This window comes from Bradyrhizobium sp. R2.2-H, from assembly GCF_004346455.1.
GTDB lineage: Bacteria > Pseudomonadota > Alphaproteobacteria > Rhizobiales > Xanthobacteraceae > Bradyrhizobium > Bradyrhizobium diversitatis.
Genome location: NZ_SMBR01000005.1, coordinates 26951 through 44340 on the forward strand (window position 1 = coordinate 26951; position 17390 = coordinate 44340).

At 63.9% G+C, this 17390-nt stretch carries 17 protein-coding genes and 1 pseudogene; 8 read left to right on the top strand and 10 right to left on the bottom strand.

Going from position 1 to position 17390, the window contains the following annotated elements; translation table 11 throughout:
- Positions 1-211: 211 nt before the first annotated feature.
- The 4 genes from EDE08_RS14200 (at position 212) to EDE08_RS14215 (ending at position 3497) form a co-directional block, all read left to right on the top strand.
- Positions 212-931, top strand: coding sequence for an SDR family NAD(P)-dependent oxidoreductase (locus EDE08_RS14200; protein WP_131869465.1), 720 nt, complete (start codon positions 212-214; stop codon positions 929-931).
- A 101-nt stretch (positions 932-1032) separates the two neighbouring features.
- Positions 1033-1884, top strand: a complete 852-nt coding sequence (locus EDE08_RS14205; protein WP_245524790.1) for a VOC family protein — start codon at positions 1033-1035, stop codon at positions 1882-1884.
- Between the two features lie 62 nt (positions 1885-1946).
- Entirely contained in the window at positions 1947-2366 is a 420-nt protein-coding gene (locus EDE08_RS14210) for a putative quinol monooxygenase (RefSeq protein ID WP_131869466.1), read from the top strand.
- Positions 2367-2627: 261 nt separating this feature from the next.
- Complete coding sequence (locus EDE08_RS14215) at positions 2628-3497, top strand: L,D-transpeptidase (protein ID WP_207913018.1); 870 nt, start codon at positions 2628-2630, stop codon at positions 3495-3497.
- 363 nt (positions 3498-3860) lie between these two features.
- Here the strand turns inward: EDE08_RS14215 and EDE08_RS14220 are convergent, their stop codons facing one another.
- A complete protein-coding gene (locus tag EDE08_RS14220) occupies positions 3861-4112 on the bottom strand; it encodes a hypothetical protein (protein WP_131869468.1) in 252 nt (83 codons plus the stop codon).
- Positions 4113-4568: 456 nt separating this feature from the next.
- Between EDE08_RS14220 and EDE08_RS14225 the strand changes: the two genes are divergently transcribed.
- The 4 genes and pseudogenes from EDE08_RS14225 (at position 4569) to EDE08_RS38450 (ending at position 7344) form a co-directional block, all read left to right on the top strand.
- Entirely contained in the window at positions 4569-5735 is a 1167-nt protein-coding gene (locus EDE08_RS14225; RefSeq protein WP_131869469.1) for a cytochrome P450, read from the top strand.
- A 531-nt stretch (positions 5736-6266) separates the two neighbouring features.
- A pseudogene (locus EDE08_RS39095) lies at positions 6267-6479 on the top strand (hypothetical protein); the annotation flags it as partial.
- A 33-nt stretch (positions 6480-6512) separates the two neighbouring features.
- Positions 6513-7094, top strand: coding sequence for a flavin reductase family protein (locus EDE08_RS14235; RefSeq protein WP_131869470.1), 582 nt, complete (start codon positions 6513-6515; stop codon positions 7092-7094).
- A gap of 94 nt (positions 7095-7188) precedes the next feature.
- Positions 7189-7344 (top strand): hypothetical protein, encoded by a 156-nt coding sequence (locus EDE08_RS38450; RefSeq protein WP_165935967.1) that lies wholly within the window; start codon positions 7189-7191, stop codon positions 7342-7344.
- A 140-nt stretch (positions 7345-7484) separates the two neighbouring features.
- On the opposite strand, the gene EDE08_RS14240 is transcribed toward EDE08_RS38450, so the two are convergent.
- From EDE08_RS14240 to EDE08_RS14280, 9 genes are all read right to left on the bottom strand, one after another.
- A complete protein-coding gene (locus EDE08_RS14240) occupies positions 7485-8633 on the bottom strand; it encodes a M20 family metallopeptidase (protein WP_131869471.1) in 1149 nt (382 codons plus the stop codon).
- Positions 8634-8946: 313 nt separating this feature from the next.
- A complete protein-coding gene (flbD, locus tag EDE08_RS14245; protein WP_131869472.1) occupies positions 8947-10332 on the bottom strand; it encodes a sigma-54-dependent transcriptional regulator FlbD in 1386 nt (461 codons plus the stop codon).
- Between the two features lie 49 nt (positions 10333-10381).
- Entirely contained in the window at positions 10382-10732 is a 351-nt protein-coding gene (gene fliN / locus EDE08_RS14250; protein ID WP_057027996.1) for a flagellar motor switch protein FliN, read from the bottom strand.
- Positions 10733-10735: 3 nt separating this feature from the next.
- Complete coding sequence (locus tag EDE08_RS14255; protein WP_131869473.1) at positions 10736-11359, bottom strand: FliH/SctL family protein; 624 nt, start codon at positions 11357-11359, stop codon at positions 10736-10738.
- Positions 11359-12450 carry a flagellar motor switch protein FliG gene (fliG, locus tag EDE08_RS14260; RefSeq protein ID WP_028180684.1) on the bottom strand — a complete coding sequence of 364 codons (1092 nt, stop codon included), beginning with the start codon at positions 12448-12450 and terminating at the stop codon, positions 11359-11361. Before fliG ends, EDE08_RS14255 begins: the two co-directional genes overlap by 1 nt.
- Before the next feature lie 45 nt (positions 12451-12495).
- On the bottom strand, positions 12496-14112 hold the full coding sequence (fliF, locus tag EDE08_RS14265) for a flagellar basal-body MS-ring/collar protein FliF (protein WP_131869474.1): 1617 nt from the start codon (positions 14110-14112) through the stop codon (positions 12496-12498).
- 181 nt (positions 14113-14293) lie between these two features.
- The gene (gene sciP / locus EDE08_RS14270; RefSeq protein WP_002714638.1) at positions 14294-14569 is read right to left on the bottom strand and encodes a CtrA inhibitor SciP; all 276 of its coding nucleotides are present in this window, start codon (positions 14567-14569) and stop codon (positions 14294-14296) included.
- A gap of 441 nt (positions 14570-15010) precedes the next feature.
- Positions 15011-15718: a flagellar hook assembly protein FlgD gene (locus EDE08_RS14275; RefSeq protein ID WP_061881322.1), complete on the bottom strand. Its 708-nt coding sequence runs from the start codon at positions 15716-15718 to the stop codon at positions 15011-15013.
- 13 nt (positions 15719-15731) lie between these two features.
- On the bottom strand, positions 15732-17324 hold the full coding sequence (locus EDE08_RS14280) for a flagellar hook-length control protein FliK (protein ID WP_131869475.1): 1593 nt from the start codon (positions 17322-17324) through the stop codon (positions 15732-15734).
- Between the last annotated feature and the right edge of the window lie 66 nt (positions 17325-17390).

Here is a 17390-nt window from a genome sequence, read left to right on the forward strand (position 1 = left end):
GACGCCCGCTCACCGCCCCGACTTGCCCAAACAAGCGATCAGTTCGTCCGCCGGGTCCGAAATATGGGGCTGACAAGTGAGCGTAGAAGCCCAAGGCGGTTCACCGGATTTAACCACGCTTAACTCCCGCTAGCGCCTCGACTGTCGTAAGGTTTGAGCGAGCCCGGATGCACGCCAACGGCGCAGCATACCAGTTGGAAAGGGATGCGAAATGAGACTTCAAGGGAAAGTGGCGTTGGTCACCGGGGCAGCAAGTGGCATCGGCTATGCCGTCTCGGAACTTTTTGCCAAGGAGGGCGCAACTGTTTTCGCCAGCGATATTGCGTCACCCGTGAAACCACATTCCGATGGTATCGAGATCATACCGCTCGACGTCACCAGCGAAGGCGACTGGAAAACAGCGGTGGACATCGTTGTCAAAAAACGCGGTCGGCTCGACGTGCTGATCAACAATGCGGGGATCATTGCGTACGAGCCGCTGCATGAACTCGAGATGAAGGCGTGGATGAAGATGATCTCGGTCGATCAGACCGGCGTCTTTCTCGGCATGCGCGAGGCAATTCGGGTTATGCGGAAGCAGAAGTCGGGTTCGATCGTCAACATCTCGTCGATCTGGGGCAATTCTGCAGTCGCAGGCGCGCATTCCTATCATGCCGTAAAGGGTGCAGTCCGCATCATGTCGAAGAACGCCGCAATGACGTATGTTGCCGACGGAATTCGCGTCAACTCAGTCCATCCAGGTTTCATCCACACGCCGCTGACCGACGCACAAGACGCGGGCCTCAATGAAGCCGTCATCGCAACAACGCCGATGAAGCGCGGAGGCAAGCCGAGCGAAATTGCATATGGCTGCCTCTTTCTCGCCTCCGATGAAGCCAGCTACGTCACCGGTGCCGAACTGGTGATTGACGGAGGCTACCTGGCCCAATAGCAGCGCGCCACTATGACGGCAGCCAACATGGTGTGACAGTGATCGCCCGAGCGCGCGACGCGCCAACGGGGGATTCTGATCGGTGAACAGGAGTGAAGGAAGTGTGTGACGACAAGGCGAACAATCCCCATGATCCTGATCGCAGGACCGTCCTTCAGGCTGCCGGAGCCGCACTGGTTGTCGGCATGGCGGCGACCAGCGCGGTCCCCGCATCGGCGCAGACTGCTGGCGAAATGCCTGCGGCGTCGCGAAATAGCGCCCCTCTGGGGGCGCGCTTACAAGGCATCCAGCATTTTGGCGTCACCGTACAGAACATGGATCGTGCATTCGAGTTCTATACAGAAGTCCTTGGCGGCAGCGAAGTGATGCGAGATGGCGACTTCCAGGGTGAGGCGATACACAATACTCTACTGACCGATCAGGAGATCGAGGCGCGCAAGCGGCGGGTTAATCCGCGCACGATGGGCGTGCCCGATCTCAAGGGCGGCGGCCAGCGCCTCGACGTGCGATTCATTCAGTTCGATAATGTGGTGATCGAGCTATTGCAGTATCGGGATGCCACTCAGCCGATGGGAAAAGGCGATAGTTTCGCCGAACCACATGATCATATGAGCCCGGCCTATCCGCGATCGATGCACATCTGCTTCTACATTCGCGAGGATGTCGACTTCAATCAGTTCGTCCGCGATCTCGAGGCGGAATCGGCGCGCCGCGGGATGACCCAGGTAAGGGCCAACCGCGTGATCACCGTAACCTCGGAACAGGAGCGGTTGGCGGCTCCGATGTCGGCCAATACCAACCGGATCACCGCGGGAAAATCCAACGGCTGGTCACTGATTTACTGCAAGGGGCCGGAAGGCGAACAACTCGAATTCGTGCAAGCGCTGGGGCCCGTGAAGAAGACATTCGAGGAGGCGTTGAGCGCACGCCGGAGTAAATTGGCTGCCAACTGAGCAGGAAGGAATGCGAGCGGCAGCGCATCAATCCAGTTGACCCTACGAAAGGGTTCTCAGCAATGCATTCGACTCATCGACGTCTGTCACTGACGACAGTTGTATTCCTCGCCGTTCTTGCGGCGAAGGTTGCTGCCGTCGCGCAGGAGAGGCCGGGCAGAGACTATTCCGGGATTCCAGAGGGCGCCTATTCGGTGGTTGCGCAGGTCCGGGCCAAATCGGGCAGGGAAGAGGAACTGCGCGCTGCCACGCTGCCGCTTGTCGCTCTCGTGCGCAGCGACCCAAAGAACCTCGTATATTTTCTTCAGGAAGACCGCGCAGCTTCTGGCCAGTTCATCTTCTATGAGGTCTTCGCCAGTAAGGAAGACTTCGAGGCTCATAATGAGATGCCCTACGTAAAGGCGTGGCTCGCCAAGCTGCCTGAACTTGCCGAAGGCGGTGTCACGGTGACGCGAATGAAGGTTTTGAACGCCAACCGCTAGAGTCGATCATGTCCGCTTCTGGCGGCACGGCGTACCAGATTCTCAACCTGAGTATTTCGCATTTTGACCCTAAGCCGAAGATTGTGACGGCATCTGGCCGTGTCAGCGGTCGAGGTTAGATCGGACTTGGCAGAACCCAAGCCAAATCGACGCGAGTTCGGCGTTAACCACGGCTAGCGGTTCCAGTCTGAGCGAAATTGCTTGGAAGTTTCTTAAATTTTGCTGGGTACCTCTCTTGGGCATGGTGACCTGGGGAGAGACGTGAGCAAGCGGGCCAAACGTGGAAAGGCAGAAACGCTCGCGCTGCCAATGGCTGCGAGAGTTGCCATTGGCGCTGTGGCCGTCGCCGCATTGGGGTACGGTTTGCTGTCTCGCCCGGCGAGCGTGCAACCGGCACGGACACCGTCCGCGCGCGAAGCTCGGGCATCGTCAACGCCGGTTTACGTGGCACCTCCAGTTCATGCGTCCGCGGCGGCTCTCACCCCGGCTCCAGCTCCGATTCCGGTCCCGGCTCCGCTGGTCGAACCGCCAAAAGCCGATGCTGATGCTCCCGGAGCACTCGTCCGCCAGGTGGTTGACTATACGAGCCGCCAGGCCCCGGGCACCGTCATCATCGATACCGGAAACACGTTCCTCTATTTCGTCCTGAACGACAGGCAGGCGATGCGCTATGGCATCGGCGTTGGCCGCGAAGGTTTCACATGGTCCGGTGAGCAGACCGTGGCCCGCAAGGCCGAATGGCCGGATTGGCATCCGCCTGCGGAGATGGTCTCGCGTCAGCCCTATCTGCCGCGGTTCATGGCGGGCGGCCCCGGCAACCCGCTCGGCGCCCGGGCGATGTATCTGGGCGAGACCGAATATCGAATTCACGGCACCAACAATCCCGCGACGATCGGGAAGAAGGTGTCGTCTGGCTGCATCCGGCTGACCAACGAGGACGTCACGGATCTCTACGAGCGGGTGAAGGTCGGAGCGAAAGTGATCGTGCTTCCGGCAACCGCTGCCCGGCGTCCGGGAACGCCGCCCGACGCCGCCTTCCGATTGCCGGATCCGGCATCGCCGTCAAAGCGGCCCTTGGCGGCAAACGCGCAGATGATGTCACCTGGACCGAAGGTCGCCGAGGTCCGGTAGGTCAGTCCCCGGTCCCGACGGGCGGCGATCCAGGCGCCGCGACAGCAACTGCTTGATTGTCCAGACGACAAGTCCAGGCCGATTTACCGATCAACCTTCTTGATGCAAGTGGGTTCGCCACGGGGGTGAGGTGTGCAATCCCAGTCGGGTCCAAAGCCGGCACCGGCGTTTCGCTGTGGCAGGAATGGATAATGAATCACGACGGCCGCAAAGATGGCGACAGCGATAATTGCTGACATCAGCATCCATGCAGTGCCCGCGCGATCCGGAGTCCAGCGGAATCGCCAACTGGATCGATGCCATTTTGGATTGGGGTGCTTCACCGTGATGCCGTCGATTTGGTCTCGCGGACATTTTGCGTATTCAAGCGGTTCCGGCACCCTTATTGGCCTGGGATCCGGCCGTGCCCATCCCAAGCTCGAGGGCAGCAGCGATCCGCTCCAATCCGGCATTCGTTCGGCGCGTTTCGGCAATCTGCTGCTCATACAGATCGATCATCGTGGCGCCCGACGAGGTGCGTTGGCGCAGCGTACGCATCGCGAGGATCGATCCACCCACGATCAGGATGAACGGCCACCAAGAGTACATCGCAAGCAGTATATCGGCTACGGTCATCCTCAACCTTCCAAGCCAGTAACTCTGACTAATGCCTGTTGTTCTTCTCGAGAACAGCTGCGATCCTCTCCATCACAGCGCTCATCCGGTGCGTTTCTGCAAGGTGCTGCTCCCGCAATTCCATCATCGATGCCCCGGAAGCTGCGCGTTCCCGGCATAATCGCCCTAACACGAGCCATCCCGCAGGTATCAAGATGGCTGGCCACGCGTAGTACAGGACAACGGCCCAATCGGATGGTTGCATGCGATTTCGCGCCTGAGCTCTTCGATGATTGTCGATTGCAACTTAGGCGATAATCGATCAGTTGGCACGTGAGGCGCGTGCTCACGATTAATAGTTCATTGCCGGAGGCTCACGAAACAGACCAATGCCGCCCGTCCCTATCGCTAGGGACAGACGGCGGCCGCGGAGTTCGCTAATCTGCCCTGAAGCATACGAAATCAGGAGGGACCGCCTTGAGCACCGCGCCGCGCATCGACATCGACCCCGCCGCCTTCTGGGCCGATCCCTATCCGATGCTCGCGAAGATGAGGCGGGAGGCGCCGATCGCGTTCGTGCCGCAGCTCGGCTCGACGCTGCTGACGAGCCGCGACGACATCTCGATCTCCGAGAAGCAGATCGACGTGTTCTCCTCGCACCAGCCCGCCGGCCTGATGAACCGGCTGATGGGCCACAACATGATGCGCAAGGACGGCGAGGCGCATCAGGTCGAGCGGCGCGCGATGTTTCCGACGGTATCGCCGAAGACGGTGAAGGCGCACTGGACCTCGCTGTTCCAGGCTCATGCCGACCGCATCCTCGATGCGATCGAACCTGGCCGGATCGATTTCATGCGCGACTTCGCGCTGCCGTTCTCCGGCGAATGCCTGAAGTCGATCACCGGCCTCACCAATATCGGCTTCGAGGACATGGACGCCTGGTCGCAAGGCATGATCGAGGGCATCGCCAATTACGCCGGAGATCCCGCCGTCGAGGCGCGCTGCCATGCGGCGACCTCGGGCATCGACGCCGCGATCGACGACATCCTGCCGGTGATGCGCAAGCACCCGGACCAGAGCATTTTGGGCGTGCTGCTCGCTTCGGGCATGCCGATGGAGAGCGTGCGCGCCAACGTCAAGCTCGCGATCTCGGGCGGGCAGAACGAGCCGCGCAAGGCGATCGCCGGCACGGTGTGGGCGCTGCTCACCCATCCCGAGCAGCTCGATCTGGTCTTGCGCGGTAAAGTGTCCTGGCTGCAGGCCTTCGAGGAATATGCGCGCTGGATCTCGCCGATCGGCATGTCGCCGCGCCGCATCGCCAAGCCCTGGACCATTCACGATGTGTCCTTCGAACGCGACGAGCGCGTGTTCCTGATGTTCGGCTCCGCCAACCGCGACGAGAAGCATTTTGAGCGCGCCGACCAGTTCGATGTGCGGCGCGACACCACCAAGAGCGTCGCCTTCGGCGCCGGCCCGCATTTCTGCGCCGGTGCCTTCGCCTCCCGCGCCATGATCGCCGACGTCGCGCTGCCGACCGTGTTTGCGCGCGCGGGACGCATCGAGATCGCCGGCGACGAGCCGGTGCGGATCGGCGGCTGGGCGTTCCGCGGGCTGCAGAATCTGCCGGTGAGGTGGTTGCACTAGTTGCAAACGGTTCTGCGCGAGGCACGCGCCCGCCACGGCTTCAGTGTCATCGCCCACGAAGGCGGGCGATCCAGTATTCCAGAGACAGTCGTTTGATGCGGAAACGCCGCGGCGTACTGGATTCCCCGCCGGAGCCTGTCATCGGGCTCGCCGCAGGCGAGACCCGGTGGCGGGGAATGACGGCGAGAGGGTGGAGGGAGCGCCCCAGCACCCCCAGTTCGCGATGATGCCATTATGCCCCTGTTTTGCCCGACGGGTCAAACGAACTTCGGATAATGCGCAATTTATTGTTTTCGCACGCCCCCGGCTACTGTGCATGGGGTTGTTTTTCACGTTTTGTGTTCCACCGAGGAGCGCTCGACCAGATCCGTGCATCTCTCACATTCGCGTGCAGAAAAATTCCATCCTCATTCGCTTCGCCGCTCGAAAGATTAATCACGCGCGCAGCATGCACCGCAGTGCTCGCATCGCTATTTTCCCGGACATCTCGACAGCTCCGATGACGCGCACCATCATTCCTCAAACGTGAATGAAGCCTGGCAGGCCGCGAACGAGCTGATCAGGCATGTCAGCGACCAGACCATCGCGCTGGCGCAGAAGAACTTTGCCCGTATGGATTCCGTCGGCCAGCAGCGCATGGCGCAGCTGCACGGTGCCCGGCCGCGCCAGCGCGGCTCGGCCGAACTCGCAAGCCTTGAAGGCTCGATCCTCAGCCACCTTTTGTCGGCGGACGATCGTACCTAAATAAGAGGGATCCCCGCTTCGGGGAGCAATGCCATGAATGTAGTGCCCCGCGATCTCATGACCGAAATCCCCGTCTCGTCCGTCGATTTTCGCGGCGCCATGCGCCACCTCACCGGCGGCGTCAGCGTTATCACCGCCGGGCGGGGCAAGGATATTACGGGCATGACGGTGACCTCGGTCACCTCGCTGTCGGTCGAGCCGCCGACGCTGCTGGTCAGCATCAACCGCGATGCGTCGTCCTTTCCGCTGATCAAGCGCCACGGCGCCTTCGGCGTGAACATCCTCAACGCTGACCAGCTCGAGATTGCCGAGCGCTTTTCCGGCAAGGGCGGGTTGAAGGGCGCCGATCGTTTCGAAGGCGCCAAATGGGTGACGGCGGTCTCGGGCGTTCCCCTGCTGTTCGGCGCATTGTCCGCCTTCGATTGCGAGGTCGAGGAGATCGTCGAACGTCACTCGCACGGCATCGTCATCGGCCGTGTCAGGGACATCAGGAGCTCGGCCCGCACCGCGGCTCTTGCCTATTGGCACGGCCAGTATCTGGCGGTCGACCAGGACGAGGACGCGGCCAGGCTTGCGGACGTCAGCCTTCCCGCGCGCGGCCGGCGCGGCAGATGATCGCCACGCGTGTCGGCGCGGAAGGCTGGCCTTTTCTCCGTCATCGCTCTAGAAGCGCCTGAACCCCCATGCGGGACGGCAATGGAGCGGATCGATGAAACGCGTTGCGACCTGGGCCTTCTATGCCGTCGGCGTGCTTGCGATCGCCTATCTCGCGCTCTACGCCTACGCGATGTTCTCAGGCTCTCCGATCGTGCCGGGCGACCCCATCCACATCTTCCGCAAGCCCGACGCGCCGAGTTATTCGTGAGTTGAATGCGTGCGCGCGGGTGCGCGCCGCCCTCTCTCCTCGTCATGGCCGGCTTGACCCGGCCATCCACGTGCATCGGCAATTTGGGATCGACGTGGATGCCCGGGTCAAGCCGGCCATGACGAGGGAGTGCGTGGCGGCTATCCCCGCAGAATCGCCAGCGCCAGCGCCTGTGCGCGTGGCACGATGCTGTCGAGCTCGAGATATTCCTCCGGCGTGTGCGCGAGCCCGCCGACCGGCCCGAGGCCGCAGATCGTCGGCGTGCCGACCGCGGCGGTGAAGCCGGAATCGGCACAGCCGCCGGAGAACTCGCCCTGGAGCGTGGTGAGGCCGACCTGTCTTGCGGCGGCCTGATAATTTTCGAACAGCGCCTTCGAATCCGCGCTCTGCACCACCGGGACGAACTCGCCCTTGATCGTCAGCGTTGCACTCGTACCCGGCACGTAGGAGGTCGTGACGATCGTCTCGATTGCGGCCATCACCCTCGCGCGATCCGCCGGATCGACGTAACGCAGGTCGATCTGGCCTTCGGCGTAGGGCGCCGTGGTGTTGACGGACTGGCCGCCCGAGACGAGGCCGACATTGAGCGTGATGCCCTTGTCCAGATCGGTCAGCGCATGGATCTGCACGATCTTGTGCGCGAGCTCGCCGATCGCGCTGATGCCGGCAGCGAAATTGGCGCCGGAATGCGCGGCTTTGCCGGTGATGCCGAGATGCATGAAGATGCCGCCCTTGCGGCCGGTGACGATATTGCCGGTGGGGCGGCCCGGCTCTGAATTGAACACCGCGCGGGCGGCGCGGCCCTCACGTTCGATTACCGGGCGCGAGGAGGGCGAGCCGATCTCCTCGTCCGAGGTGATCAATACCTTGATCGGGTGCGGTGAGCCGCCGAATTTGTGGAAGGCGGTTGCCACGAACACGTTCATGACGAGGCCGGACTTCATGTCGGCGACACCCGGTCCATAGGCGCGGCCATCTCTGATCGTGAACGGACGCCTCCCGGCCTCGCCCTTGCCGAACACGGTGTCGCGATGCCCCATCAACAGCACGGGCTTCTCGTTGCTGCCGGGCTTTGCCACCTCGGCATGAATCGCATCGCCGAAAGTGGCGTTGGCCTCGCGCCGGAACGGAATGCCGTGCTCGGCAAAGTGCCGCTCGAACCGCGCACCGACCGCATCGACGCCCTCCTTGTCGTAGGATCCGGAATCGATGTTCACGACGTCGCGGAGCAGATCGATCATCGCCTGCCGCTGCGACGTCAGCCAATCCGTGATTTGAGCTTCAGACATGTGGTCCCTCGTGTGGTTTTCGGGCGTGGTTATAGGGCGTTGTGCGGGCTTGACCTAGTCGCCGAATGCGGCTCCCCCTTGCATTCGAAGCAGCCGAAGTTCTCTCGCCGTCACCTTGAGTTGGCCGCTTCTTCAGCGGCCCTCGAAGGGCGACGGCCCGGCTGTGGCCGTTCATCCTTCGAGGCTCCGCACGCGATGCGTTCGCATCGCGCGCTTCGCACCTCAGGATGACGGGGTGAGTATCGGTGCGCGCCAAACGAAAATGCCCGGGACAGGCCCAGGCACTTGCATCGTCGATACTTGCAAGAGGCCCTTACGCCCCCATCATCGGCATCCGCGGATATTCGCCCGGCGTCCCCGCGGGCGGGATCGGGATGCCGCCGTCGGCATATTCGTTGAGCTTGTTGCGCAGCGTGCGGATCGAGATGCCGAGGATGTTGGCGGCATGGGTCCGGTTGCCGAGGCAGTGCTTCAGCGTCTCCAGGATGAGGTCGCGCTCGACATCGGCCACGGTGCGCCCCACCAGTGCGCGCGTCACCTGCTCGGCGGCCATGGTGGCATGCGCCACCGCCGGCGCGGTCTTGGCGAGATCGAGGCGGTCGCCGTCCGGCGTGATGATGGCGTCGGCTCCGATCTCGTCGCCGTGCGCCATCAGCACCGCGCGGTGCATGGTGTTTTCGAGCTCGCGGACGTTGCCCTGCCAGCGGTTGCCGGAGAGCACGCGGCGGGCTTCCGCCGAGATCGGGCGCAGCGGCACACCGTTGGCCTCCGCATACTTCTTCACGAAATGCTGGGCGAGCTCCAGGATGTCGGCAGGGCGCTCGCGCAGGGGCGGGATCTTCAAATTGACGACGTTGAGGCGGAACAGCAGGTCCTCGCGGAACGTGCCCTCGCGCACGGCTTCGGCGAGGTTGCGGTTCGAGGTGGCGATGATGCGGATGTCCACCGGCACGGGCTTGGTGCCGCCGACGCGATCGATCACGCGCTCCTGGATGGCGCGCAGCAGTTTCGATTGCAGGCGGACGTCCATCTCCGAGATTTCGTCGAGCAGCAGCGTGCCGCCGGTCGCCTCCTCGAACTTGCCGATGCGGCGCGCGACCGCGCCGGTGAAGGCGCCCTTCTCGTGGCCGAACAGCTCGGACTCCAGGAGGTGTTCGGGGATCGCGGCGCAGTTGATGGAGATGAACGGGCGCTTGGCGCGCGCCGAACGGGTATGGACGTAGCGGGCCAGCACCTCCTTGCCCGTGCCGGATTCCCCCGTGATCATCACCGATGCGTCGGAGCCGGCGATCTGCTGGGCGAGCTTGATCACCTTCGCCATCGCCTCGTCGCGATAGACCAGCTCGCGGGAATCGTTGGCGACCGCGGCGAGCACCGCGGCAATCAGCTCGGGGTCCGGCGGTAGCGGGATGTATTCCTTGGCGCCGGCGTGGATCGCGGCGACCGCGGCGCGGGCGTCGTTGGTGATGCCGCAGGCGACGATCGGGGCGTGGATGTGCTCGGCCTCCAGCCGCAGCACGAGGTCGCGGATGTCAAGGGCGACGTCGACCAGCAGGAGGTCCGCGCCCTTGCCGCCGCGCAGCACGCGCATCGCCTGCTCGTGATCCTCGGCATGGGTCACGGTGGCGCCGTTCTCCATCGCGATCTTGGTGGCGGTGGTGAGCTGGCCCTTCAATGTGCCAACGATGAGAAGCCGCATGTCAGTCTCCTGTCCGTCTGTTCGCGCTGCCGCGCGTCATGTCCTTGTTCTAGCCGCGTTCGGCCTTGATGATTTCCGTCATGGTGACGCCGAGCTTGTCCTCGACCAGGACGACCTCGCCGCGGGCGACCAGCTTGTTGTTGACGTAGATGTCGATGGCCTCGCCGACGCGCCGGTCGAGCTCGAGCACCGTGCCTGGTCCGAGCTTCAGGAGCTCGCCGACATCCATCTTGGAGCGGCCGAGCACGGCCGAGACCTGCACCGGCACGTCGAACACCGCTTCGAGGTCGGCGGCGGCACGCGCCGCATATTCGTCCTCGTTGTAGCCGACGTCGGTGCCGGTCGGCGGCATCGGGCCGTTGAGATCGGGCAGCGGGACCTGTCCGTCTGTGTCGCTCATGGCTTAATTTCCCCTGCGGGACGCGATATAGCGTCCGACCATTTCGTCGATCTTGGCCGTGATGGCGCCGCGCTCCAGCACGACGCCGCCATCGGCCCATTCGATCCGGCAGTCGCCGGTGGCGATTTCCGGCTCGGCCAGGATCACCAGCCGGCCCTCGAAGCCGCTCTGCTTGGCGAGCCGCTCGATCTTCTCGCGCGCGGCGTCGTAAAGCGCATCGTTGATGCGGACGACGAGATGCGGCGTCGCGACCAGATGCGAGAAGCAGTCCTTGACCAGCGCTATGACCTCGCCGAGCGGCTCGGCGGCGACGAGATCGGCGCACAGCTTGCGCGCCACCGCGACCGCGACCTCGACCGCCTCGGTCTCCATCCTGGTCTCGATGTTGCCGATGCCGGAGGCGACGCCCCGAATTGCGATGTTGATCTCCTCCATGGCGAGTGCGACGCGCCGGTCGCTCTCGGCCTTGGCCTCGTGCTGGCCGGCGGCAAAGCCCTGCTGGTAGGCGCGCGCCTCGGCTTCCGCGATCTTCTGGGCGATCTCGGCTGCCGTCGCGGCCTTCTCGCGCGTCGTCCGCTCGGGCGCCGCGAAGTCGGTATCGAACAGGAATTTTGCCGGAGCGGCCATCAGTACACCAGCTCGTCGTCGGCGCGGTTCTTGGTCAGCATGATCTCGCCCTTGGCGGCGAGGTCCTTGGCGAGATTGACCAGAAGCGCCTGTGCCTCGTCGACGTCGCGCAGGCGCACCGGGCCCATCGCCGCCATGTCGTCCTGGAGCATCTTGGCCGCGCGCGAGGACATGTTGCCGAAGAAGAAGTTGCGGACGTCCTCGTTGGCGCTCTTCAGCGCGACGCCGAGCTTGTCCTTGTCGACGTTGCGCATCAGGGTCTGGGCAGAGCCGGAATCGAGCTTCACGAGGTCGTCGAAGGTGAACATCAGCGCCTTGATGCGCTCGGCCGATTCGCGGTTGTCCTCTTCCAGCGAGGTGATGAAGCGGGTTTCGGTCTGCCGGTCGAAATTGTTGAAGATCTCCGCCATCACCTCGTGGGCGTCGCGGCGGCGGGTCTGCGACAGGTTGGACATGAATTCGGTGCGCAGCGTCTTCTCCACGCTCTCGATCACCTCCTTCTGTACTGCCTCCATCTTCAGCATGCGGTTGACGACGTCGAGCGCGAGCTCCTCGGGCAGGATGCCGAGCACGCGGGCGGCGTGCTCGGACTTCAGCTTCGACAGCACCACGGCGATTGTCTGCGGATATTCGTTCTTGAGGTAGTTGGCGAGGACCTCTTCCTGCACGTTGGAGAGCTTCTCCCACATGTTGCGTCCCGCGGGGCCGCGGATCTCATCCATGATGCCGTTGACGCGCTCCGGCGGCAGGTATTGCTGGAGCAGGCGCTCGGTGGCGTCGAAATTGCCCATCAACGCGCCCGAAGCCGACATGCGCGAGACGAATTCCAGCAGCATGTCCTCGACGGTTTCGACCTCGACGGTGCCAAGCGTCGACATCTCCAGCGAGAGCTGGCGGACCTCGTCGTCGTCGAGCAAGCTCCAGATCTTGCCGCCATATTGCTCGCCCAGCGCCAGCATCAGGATCGCGGCACGCTTCGGCCCGGCCAGCGCCTCGGTCTTGCTGCCCCCGCGGCTGCCGGCGCGCTGGCCCAGCGTGGAGATCACGCTGGTGATGTCGTTGGAATTGGCGTTTTGCAGGGAGGCGGCCATGTCAGATCACTTCTTGATTCACTTGGCAGAGTTGCGTGGCTTGGGTTATTTCGCGGGTTCGGTGAGCCATTGGCGGATGATGGCGACGGTTTCGTTGGGGTTGCGCTCGGCGAGTTCGCCGACGCGATGAACGGACTGGGCGTGGACCTGGCCCTGGATGGTGGCGACGTCGATGGCGCTGGCGGCGCCGCTCGGCAGCAGCGGCTGGCCGGAGGCCGGCGCGGCCTCTTCCGACGCGGCGGGGCCCGTCAGCACGCCGGAGATGGCGGCGGCGACCTCGTCGGAGGCGAGGATGCGCTTGACCAGTGGGCGGATCACCAGGAACAGCACGACCAGGCCGAGCAGCATCATCACGCCGAGCTCGACGAAGTACATGACGTCGTCCTTGGTGAACTGGAGCATGCCGAGGAAGCCTGAGGACTCGCCGATCGGCGCGGTTGAGGGCGCGTCGGCAAAGCGCAGATTCACGACCTCGACCTGGTCGCCGCGCTTCTGGTCGAAGCCGATCGCCGAGCGAACCAGGGTGGCGATGCTGTCGAGCTGCTCCTTGGTGCGGTCCTGGTAGGCCAGCTCGCCCTTGTCGTTCTTGCTGTAGATGCCGTCGACCAGCACCGCGACCGAGATGCGGTTGACCCGGCCGGCTTCGGTCACTTCGGTCTTGGTGGTGCGGGAGATCTCGTAATTGTTGGTCTCTTCGGACTTCTTGCTCTGGTCCTTGGCGACGGCGGCGGCGTTGTTCTGCTGGTTGCCGGGCAACTCGTTGTTGACGGTGACCTGGCCGTTGTTGTCGGCGGTCATGCTCTGCTCTTCGCGGGTCTGGCTCGAGCGCAGCACGCGGCCTTCGGGGTCGAACTTGTCCGAGGTCTGGGTGATCTTGTTGAAGTCGAAATCAGCGGAGAGCTGCACGCGGGCGCGGCCCGAGCCGACCACGGAGGACACGATGTCCTCGACCTGCTTGCGCAAGCGCTTTTCGAAGGCGATGCGGCGCTCGTCTCCGATCGTCTGCTCCGGATCGGTCGCCGCGCCGTCGGCGAGCAGCTGGCCGGCCTCGTCGACGATCGAGACCCGCTGCGGCTTCAGCCCGTTGACAGCGGAGGCGACGAGATGGCGGATGGCGCGGATCTGCTGGGCTTCCAGCGAGCCGCGGACGCGGACCACGATCGAGGCCGATGGCTCCGGCGCCTCGCGCGCAAACAGCGGGCGCTCGGGCAGCACCAGATGGACGCGCGCGGCCTGGATGCGGTCGATGGCGCGGATGGTGCGGGCGAGCTCGCCCTCCAGTGCGCGGAGATGATTGATGTTCTGGACGAAGGAGGTGGTGCCGAGTGCGTCCGACTTGTCGAACACCTCGTAGCCGACCCCGCCACCTTTGGGCAGGCCGCCCTCGGCGAGCTTCATCCTGAGACGCGTGACCTTATCCTTGGGCACCATGATGATGGAGCCCTCATTGCGGATCTCGAACTGAATGCCCTGGCGTTCCAGGTCCTTGATGATGCTCGAGGAATCCTCGACGCTGAGGTCCGTGAACAGCGTCGTCATCTGCGGCGTGGTGACGCGCATGATGACGAAGGCGAAGAAGCCGATGAGCGCGGCCGTGACCGCGATCATCGCCCCGAACCTGGCGGCGCCGATACTCTTCAGAAAGTCCGCAAGCCCTTGCAAGCAACCGCCCCAACAGATTCGGCCGCTTTCACCGGAAAGGCCGAGTGGGCAATTATTGCCTAGGTGATGGTTTCGATATGGTTAACGAGAGTTAAGAGGTCGGACAAAACTGCATCATCAAAAAAATCGGCCTCGCAGAGCGAGGCCGATTTTCTTCAAAAGCCGCAGATTTCCGGATCGCCTACTGGCGATATTGCTGGATGCGGGTGGTGCGAAGACCCGCCAGACCGTGCTGGTCGATGGAAAACTGCCAGGAGAGGAATTCGTCGACCGTCAGGGTATAACGGCTGCAGGCCTCCTCGAGCGAGAGAAGTCCACCACGGACAGCGGCGACGACTTCGGCCTTGCGGCGGATGACCCAGCGTTTGGTGCCCGGAGCAGGCAGATCCGCGATCGTCAACGGACTGCCGTCCGGCCCGATGACGTATTTTACCCTCGGGCGATGGGGTTCTGTCATGGCGTACTCACAAACTCTCAACCACTGAACTCACGCCCGTAACCCTACGCCCCGCGGCTTAAAAATCCGCTAAGCCTAAGGCTTCAATACAATTCTCGTTGAAACTTGCGGGAACACGGCCGTCTCGGCCGGCGGGTGACACGATTCCGGCGGGCCAAGCGGGGCAGAAGGGTAAATACTTTACTAACGAACGGGGCCTGTGCGGATGACGCAAGGCTCTCTCTTGTCGTCCCGAGGCGGCCAACGGGTCCGCGCGAAGCGCGGCCCGATGACAGGCTCCGCGCGAGCCCGGGACCCATAACCCCAGGGAGTAGTTTGATGACGACTCGGGGTTATGACCTCACGCGAAAACGACTTCCTGGGGTTATCGATCCCCGCCCCCCGTGCGTAATTGCGCACTAGGCGGGGATGACACTGAATCTGTCGTTGCAGCGTTTTCCCTCAATAGGCGCTTGTCGCGATGATGCTCTTGACCTGGCTCAGCGTGTAGCTGGCACCGTCGATGGTGAGCAGTGGCGGCGACTGGGTCAGGTCGACCGACGACACCACGCCCTGCACCTGCGCGGCGATGCCGACATTGTTGTTCGCCACGTCCTTGCCCGTGGCCGAGATCGTGTACTTGCCGTCGGGCCATTGCGTGCCGTCATTGCCCATGCCGTTCCAGGTGAAGGGAATGTCGGTGCCGGCGGAGGAGCTGTATTTGCCGGTGAACACGGTCTGGCCGCTGGAATTGGCGATGGAGATCTCGACGGTGGAGTCCGTCGGCACATTGAGATGCCAGATCGCGGCCGAGTTCGTCATGCTCGTCGTCGAGCCGTCGACCAGCGCGGTCTTGCCGACGAAGCCAAGGGCCTGGGTCGCCTGCGTGGTCTGCTGGAGGGTGACGAGCTGGGCCAGCGAATCGTTGGTCTTGAGCTGCTGCTCGACGCCGGCGAACTGCACCAGCTGCTGGGTGAACTGGTTGGTGTCGAGCGGATCCAGCGGGTTCTGGTTCTGGAGCTGCGTCGTCAGCAGCGTCAGGAACGTCTGAAAGTTGCCTGCGAGCGTCGAGCCCGTGGTCGAGCTCATCGAGTTCGACGAGGAGGATTTCGGGATGTCGGTCGTCCCGGAGACGACGGAAGGGGCGGTGGCGGCATTCGTGGTGGTCATAATCGAATACTCCTCACACTCTGATGTCGACGCCGCTGCTCGATCCGAGCATGCGGCCGTAGCCGCGTCCAATGGGCGCGGCGGCAACGGTTTCGTCCTCGCTGATGATCAGCCGGCGGGCATTGCCACCATTGTCGTTGTTCTGGCCGGACTGCTGGCCCGATGAATTCTGGTCGCGCAGGCTGAAGGACAGCCCGTTGCCGCCGGTCTTGAAACCTGCATCGTCGAGCGCGCGCTGCAATTGCGGCGCGTCCTGACGCAGCATTTGCAGCGTCTCCGGCTTCTCCACCGTGAGATGCGAGGTGACCTGGCCGTTGCGGTCGACATTGATGCGGACATCGATGCGGCCGAGCTCGGCCGGGTCGAGGCTGATGTCGAACCGGGACTTGCCGGCGCGAATGGCAGCCGCGATCTCGATCGGCACGCCGCTGATCGGCACGGCCGCATGGGTTGCGGCTGTCGCGGTGAGCGTCGCGGTCGATGCTGTGGCGGCCGAGGTCGTATTGGTCAGCGGCGCCTGCACGGCGGAAGCGGCCTGCGCGCCGGTATCCGTCGGCGCGATGGTGGCTTGCGCGCCCGCGTGCGTGGCTGGCGCGCCTTGCGTCGGGTCGGCGGCGTGGTCGGCGAGAACTGCCTTGGCCTCGGTCGCTCCGCCATCTGCCTGCGGCTTTGCGGCTTGCGGATGCGCGGCCGTCGCGCTCGCCGGAGCCTGCTCGGCGTTCGCCTTGCCGGTGTCCTGGCCGATATTCGAGACGTCGGTCTGGGCCTGCGCGGTTGCGGCGTCCTTGAACGAGGTTTTTGGCGTGCCCTGGCTGACGGTGGCGATCAATCCGCCATTGGCCTTTGCATCGGTCGCGGTCGCCTCGCTCGCTCCGGTCGCGGTCTCGCCGAGCGTCGTCGTGGTCTCGGCATCGACCTCGGCGCCCGCGGCCTTGGCGCTCTTGTCGCCGGCGGTATCGGTCTTGTTGCCGGCGATCTGCGCCGCAGTGGAGGCACTGGCGGCAAGACCTGCTGCGGCGATCGTCAGCGGCGAGGCGGCGGCATCGCCGGCTTGGCTCGCAGCCGCATTCGGGTCGGCCGGCACGACGGGCGCGGCAACGACAATCGCGTTCGGATCGGGCAGGGCGGGCTGCGCAGCATCGGCCGACACGGCGGCAGCCGCATCGGCGGCGGCGGCAGGAGCATCGGCGCCGTCGGTCTTGTCGCCCTTGGTCTCGTCGGATTCGTCCGCCGGTTTGGCGTCCGATGTCTCGGACTTGTCCTTGATCTTGTCGGCGTCCTTGGCAGAATCGCTGGCCGCGTCGCTCTTGTCGTTCTTCGCCGGCGCAGACGTCTCGGTATCGTCGCTCGCCTTGCTCTGCGAAGGCTGCTCCGTGGAAGAGGTGTCGCGCGGACTTCGGTCGGATGCCGTGGAGGATGACGTCGAATCGCTCCGGCGCGGGGCTGTGTCCTGCGCCTTGTTGGCGATTGCCTGGGTATTGCTGTCGACCAGCGAGCCGAAAGCGTCGCTGGCGGGCGTGTCTTTCGAGGCTTGCGACCGGGCAGGCTTTTGCTGCGCGCTCTGGACTTGCACGCTTGCCACGACATCTGACGTACGACCAACCACAGGCGACCCCTTGGAAGCAACTTCGGACAAGGGGGAGCAAGGAGCGGGCCAGCGTCCCGCCATGTA

Bases quoted from the DNA above. Each gene is read 5' to 3' on its own strand.
- EDE08_RS14275 (WP_061881322.1), bottom strand. From the start codon at position 15,718: ATGACCACCACGAATGCCGCCACCGCCCCTTCCGTCGTCTCCGGGACG.
- EDE08_RS14240 (WP_131869471.1), bottom strand. From the start codon at position 8,633: ATGTCTGAAGCTCAAATCACGGATTGGCTGACGTCGCAGCGGCAGGCG.
- fliG (WP_028180684.1), bottom strand. From the start codon at position 12,450: ATGGCCGCCTCCCTGCAAAACGCCAATTCCAACGACATCACCAGCGTG.
- fliN (WP_057027996.1), bottom strand. From the start codon at position 10,732: ATGAGCGACACAGACGGACAGGTCCCGCTGCCCGATCTCAACGGCCCG.
- EDE08_RS14220 (WP_131869468.1), bottom strand. From the start codon at position 4,112: ATGACCGTAGCCGATATACTGCTTGCGATGTACTCTTGGTGGCCGTTC.
- EDE08_RS14235 (WP_131869470.1), top strand. From the start codon at position 6,513: ATGAATGTAGTGCCCCGCGATCTCATGACCGAAATCCCCGTCTCGTCC.
- flbD (WP_131869472.1), bottom strand. From the start codon at position 10,332: ATGCGGCTTCTCATCGTTGGCACATTGAAGGGCCAGCTCACCACCGCC.
- EDE08_RS14210 (WP_131869466.1), top strand. From the start codon at position 1,947: ATGCATTCGACTCATCGACGTCTGTCACTGACGACAGTTGTATTCCTC.
- EDE08_RS14255 (WP_131869473.1), bottom strand. From the start codon at position 11,359: ATGGCCGCTCCGGCAAAATTCCTGTTCGATACCGACTTCGCGGCGCCC.
- EDE08_RS14200 (WP_131869465.1), top strand. From the start codon at position 212: ATGAGACTTCAAGGGAAAGTGGCGTTGGTCACCGGGGCAGCAAGTGGC.
- EDE08_RS38450 (WP_165935967.1), top strand. From the start codon at position 7,189: ATGAAACGCGTTGCGACCTGGGCCTTCTATGCCGTCGGCGTGCTTGCG.
- sciP (WP_002714638.1), bottom strand. From the start codon at position 14,569: ATGACAGAACCCCATCGCCCGAGGGTAAAATACGTCATCGGGCCGGAC.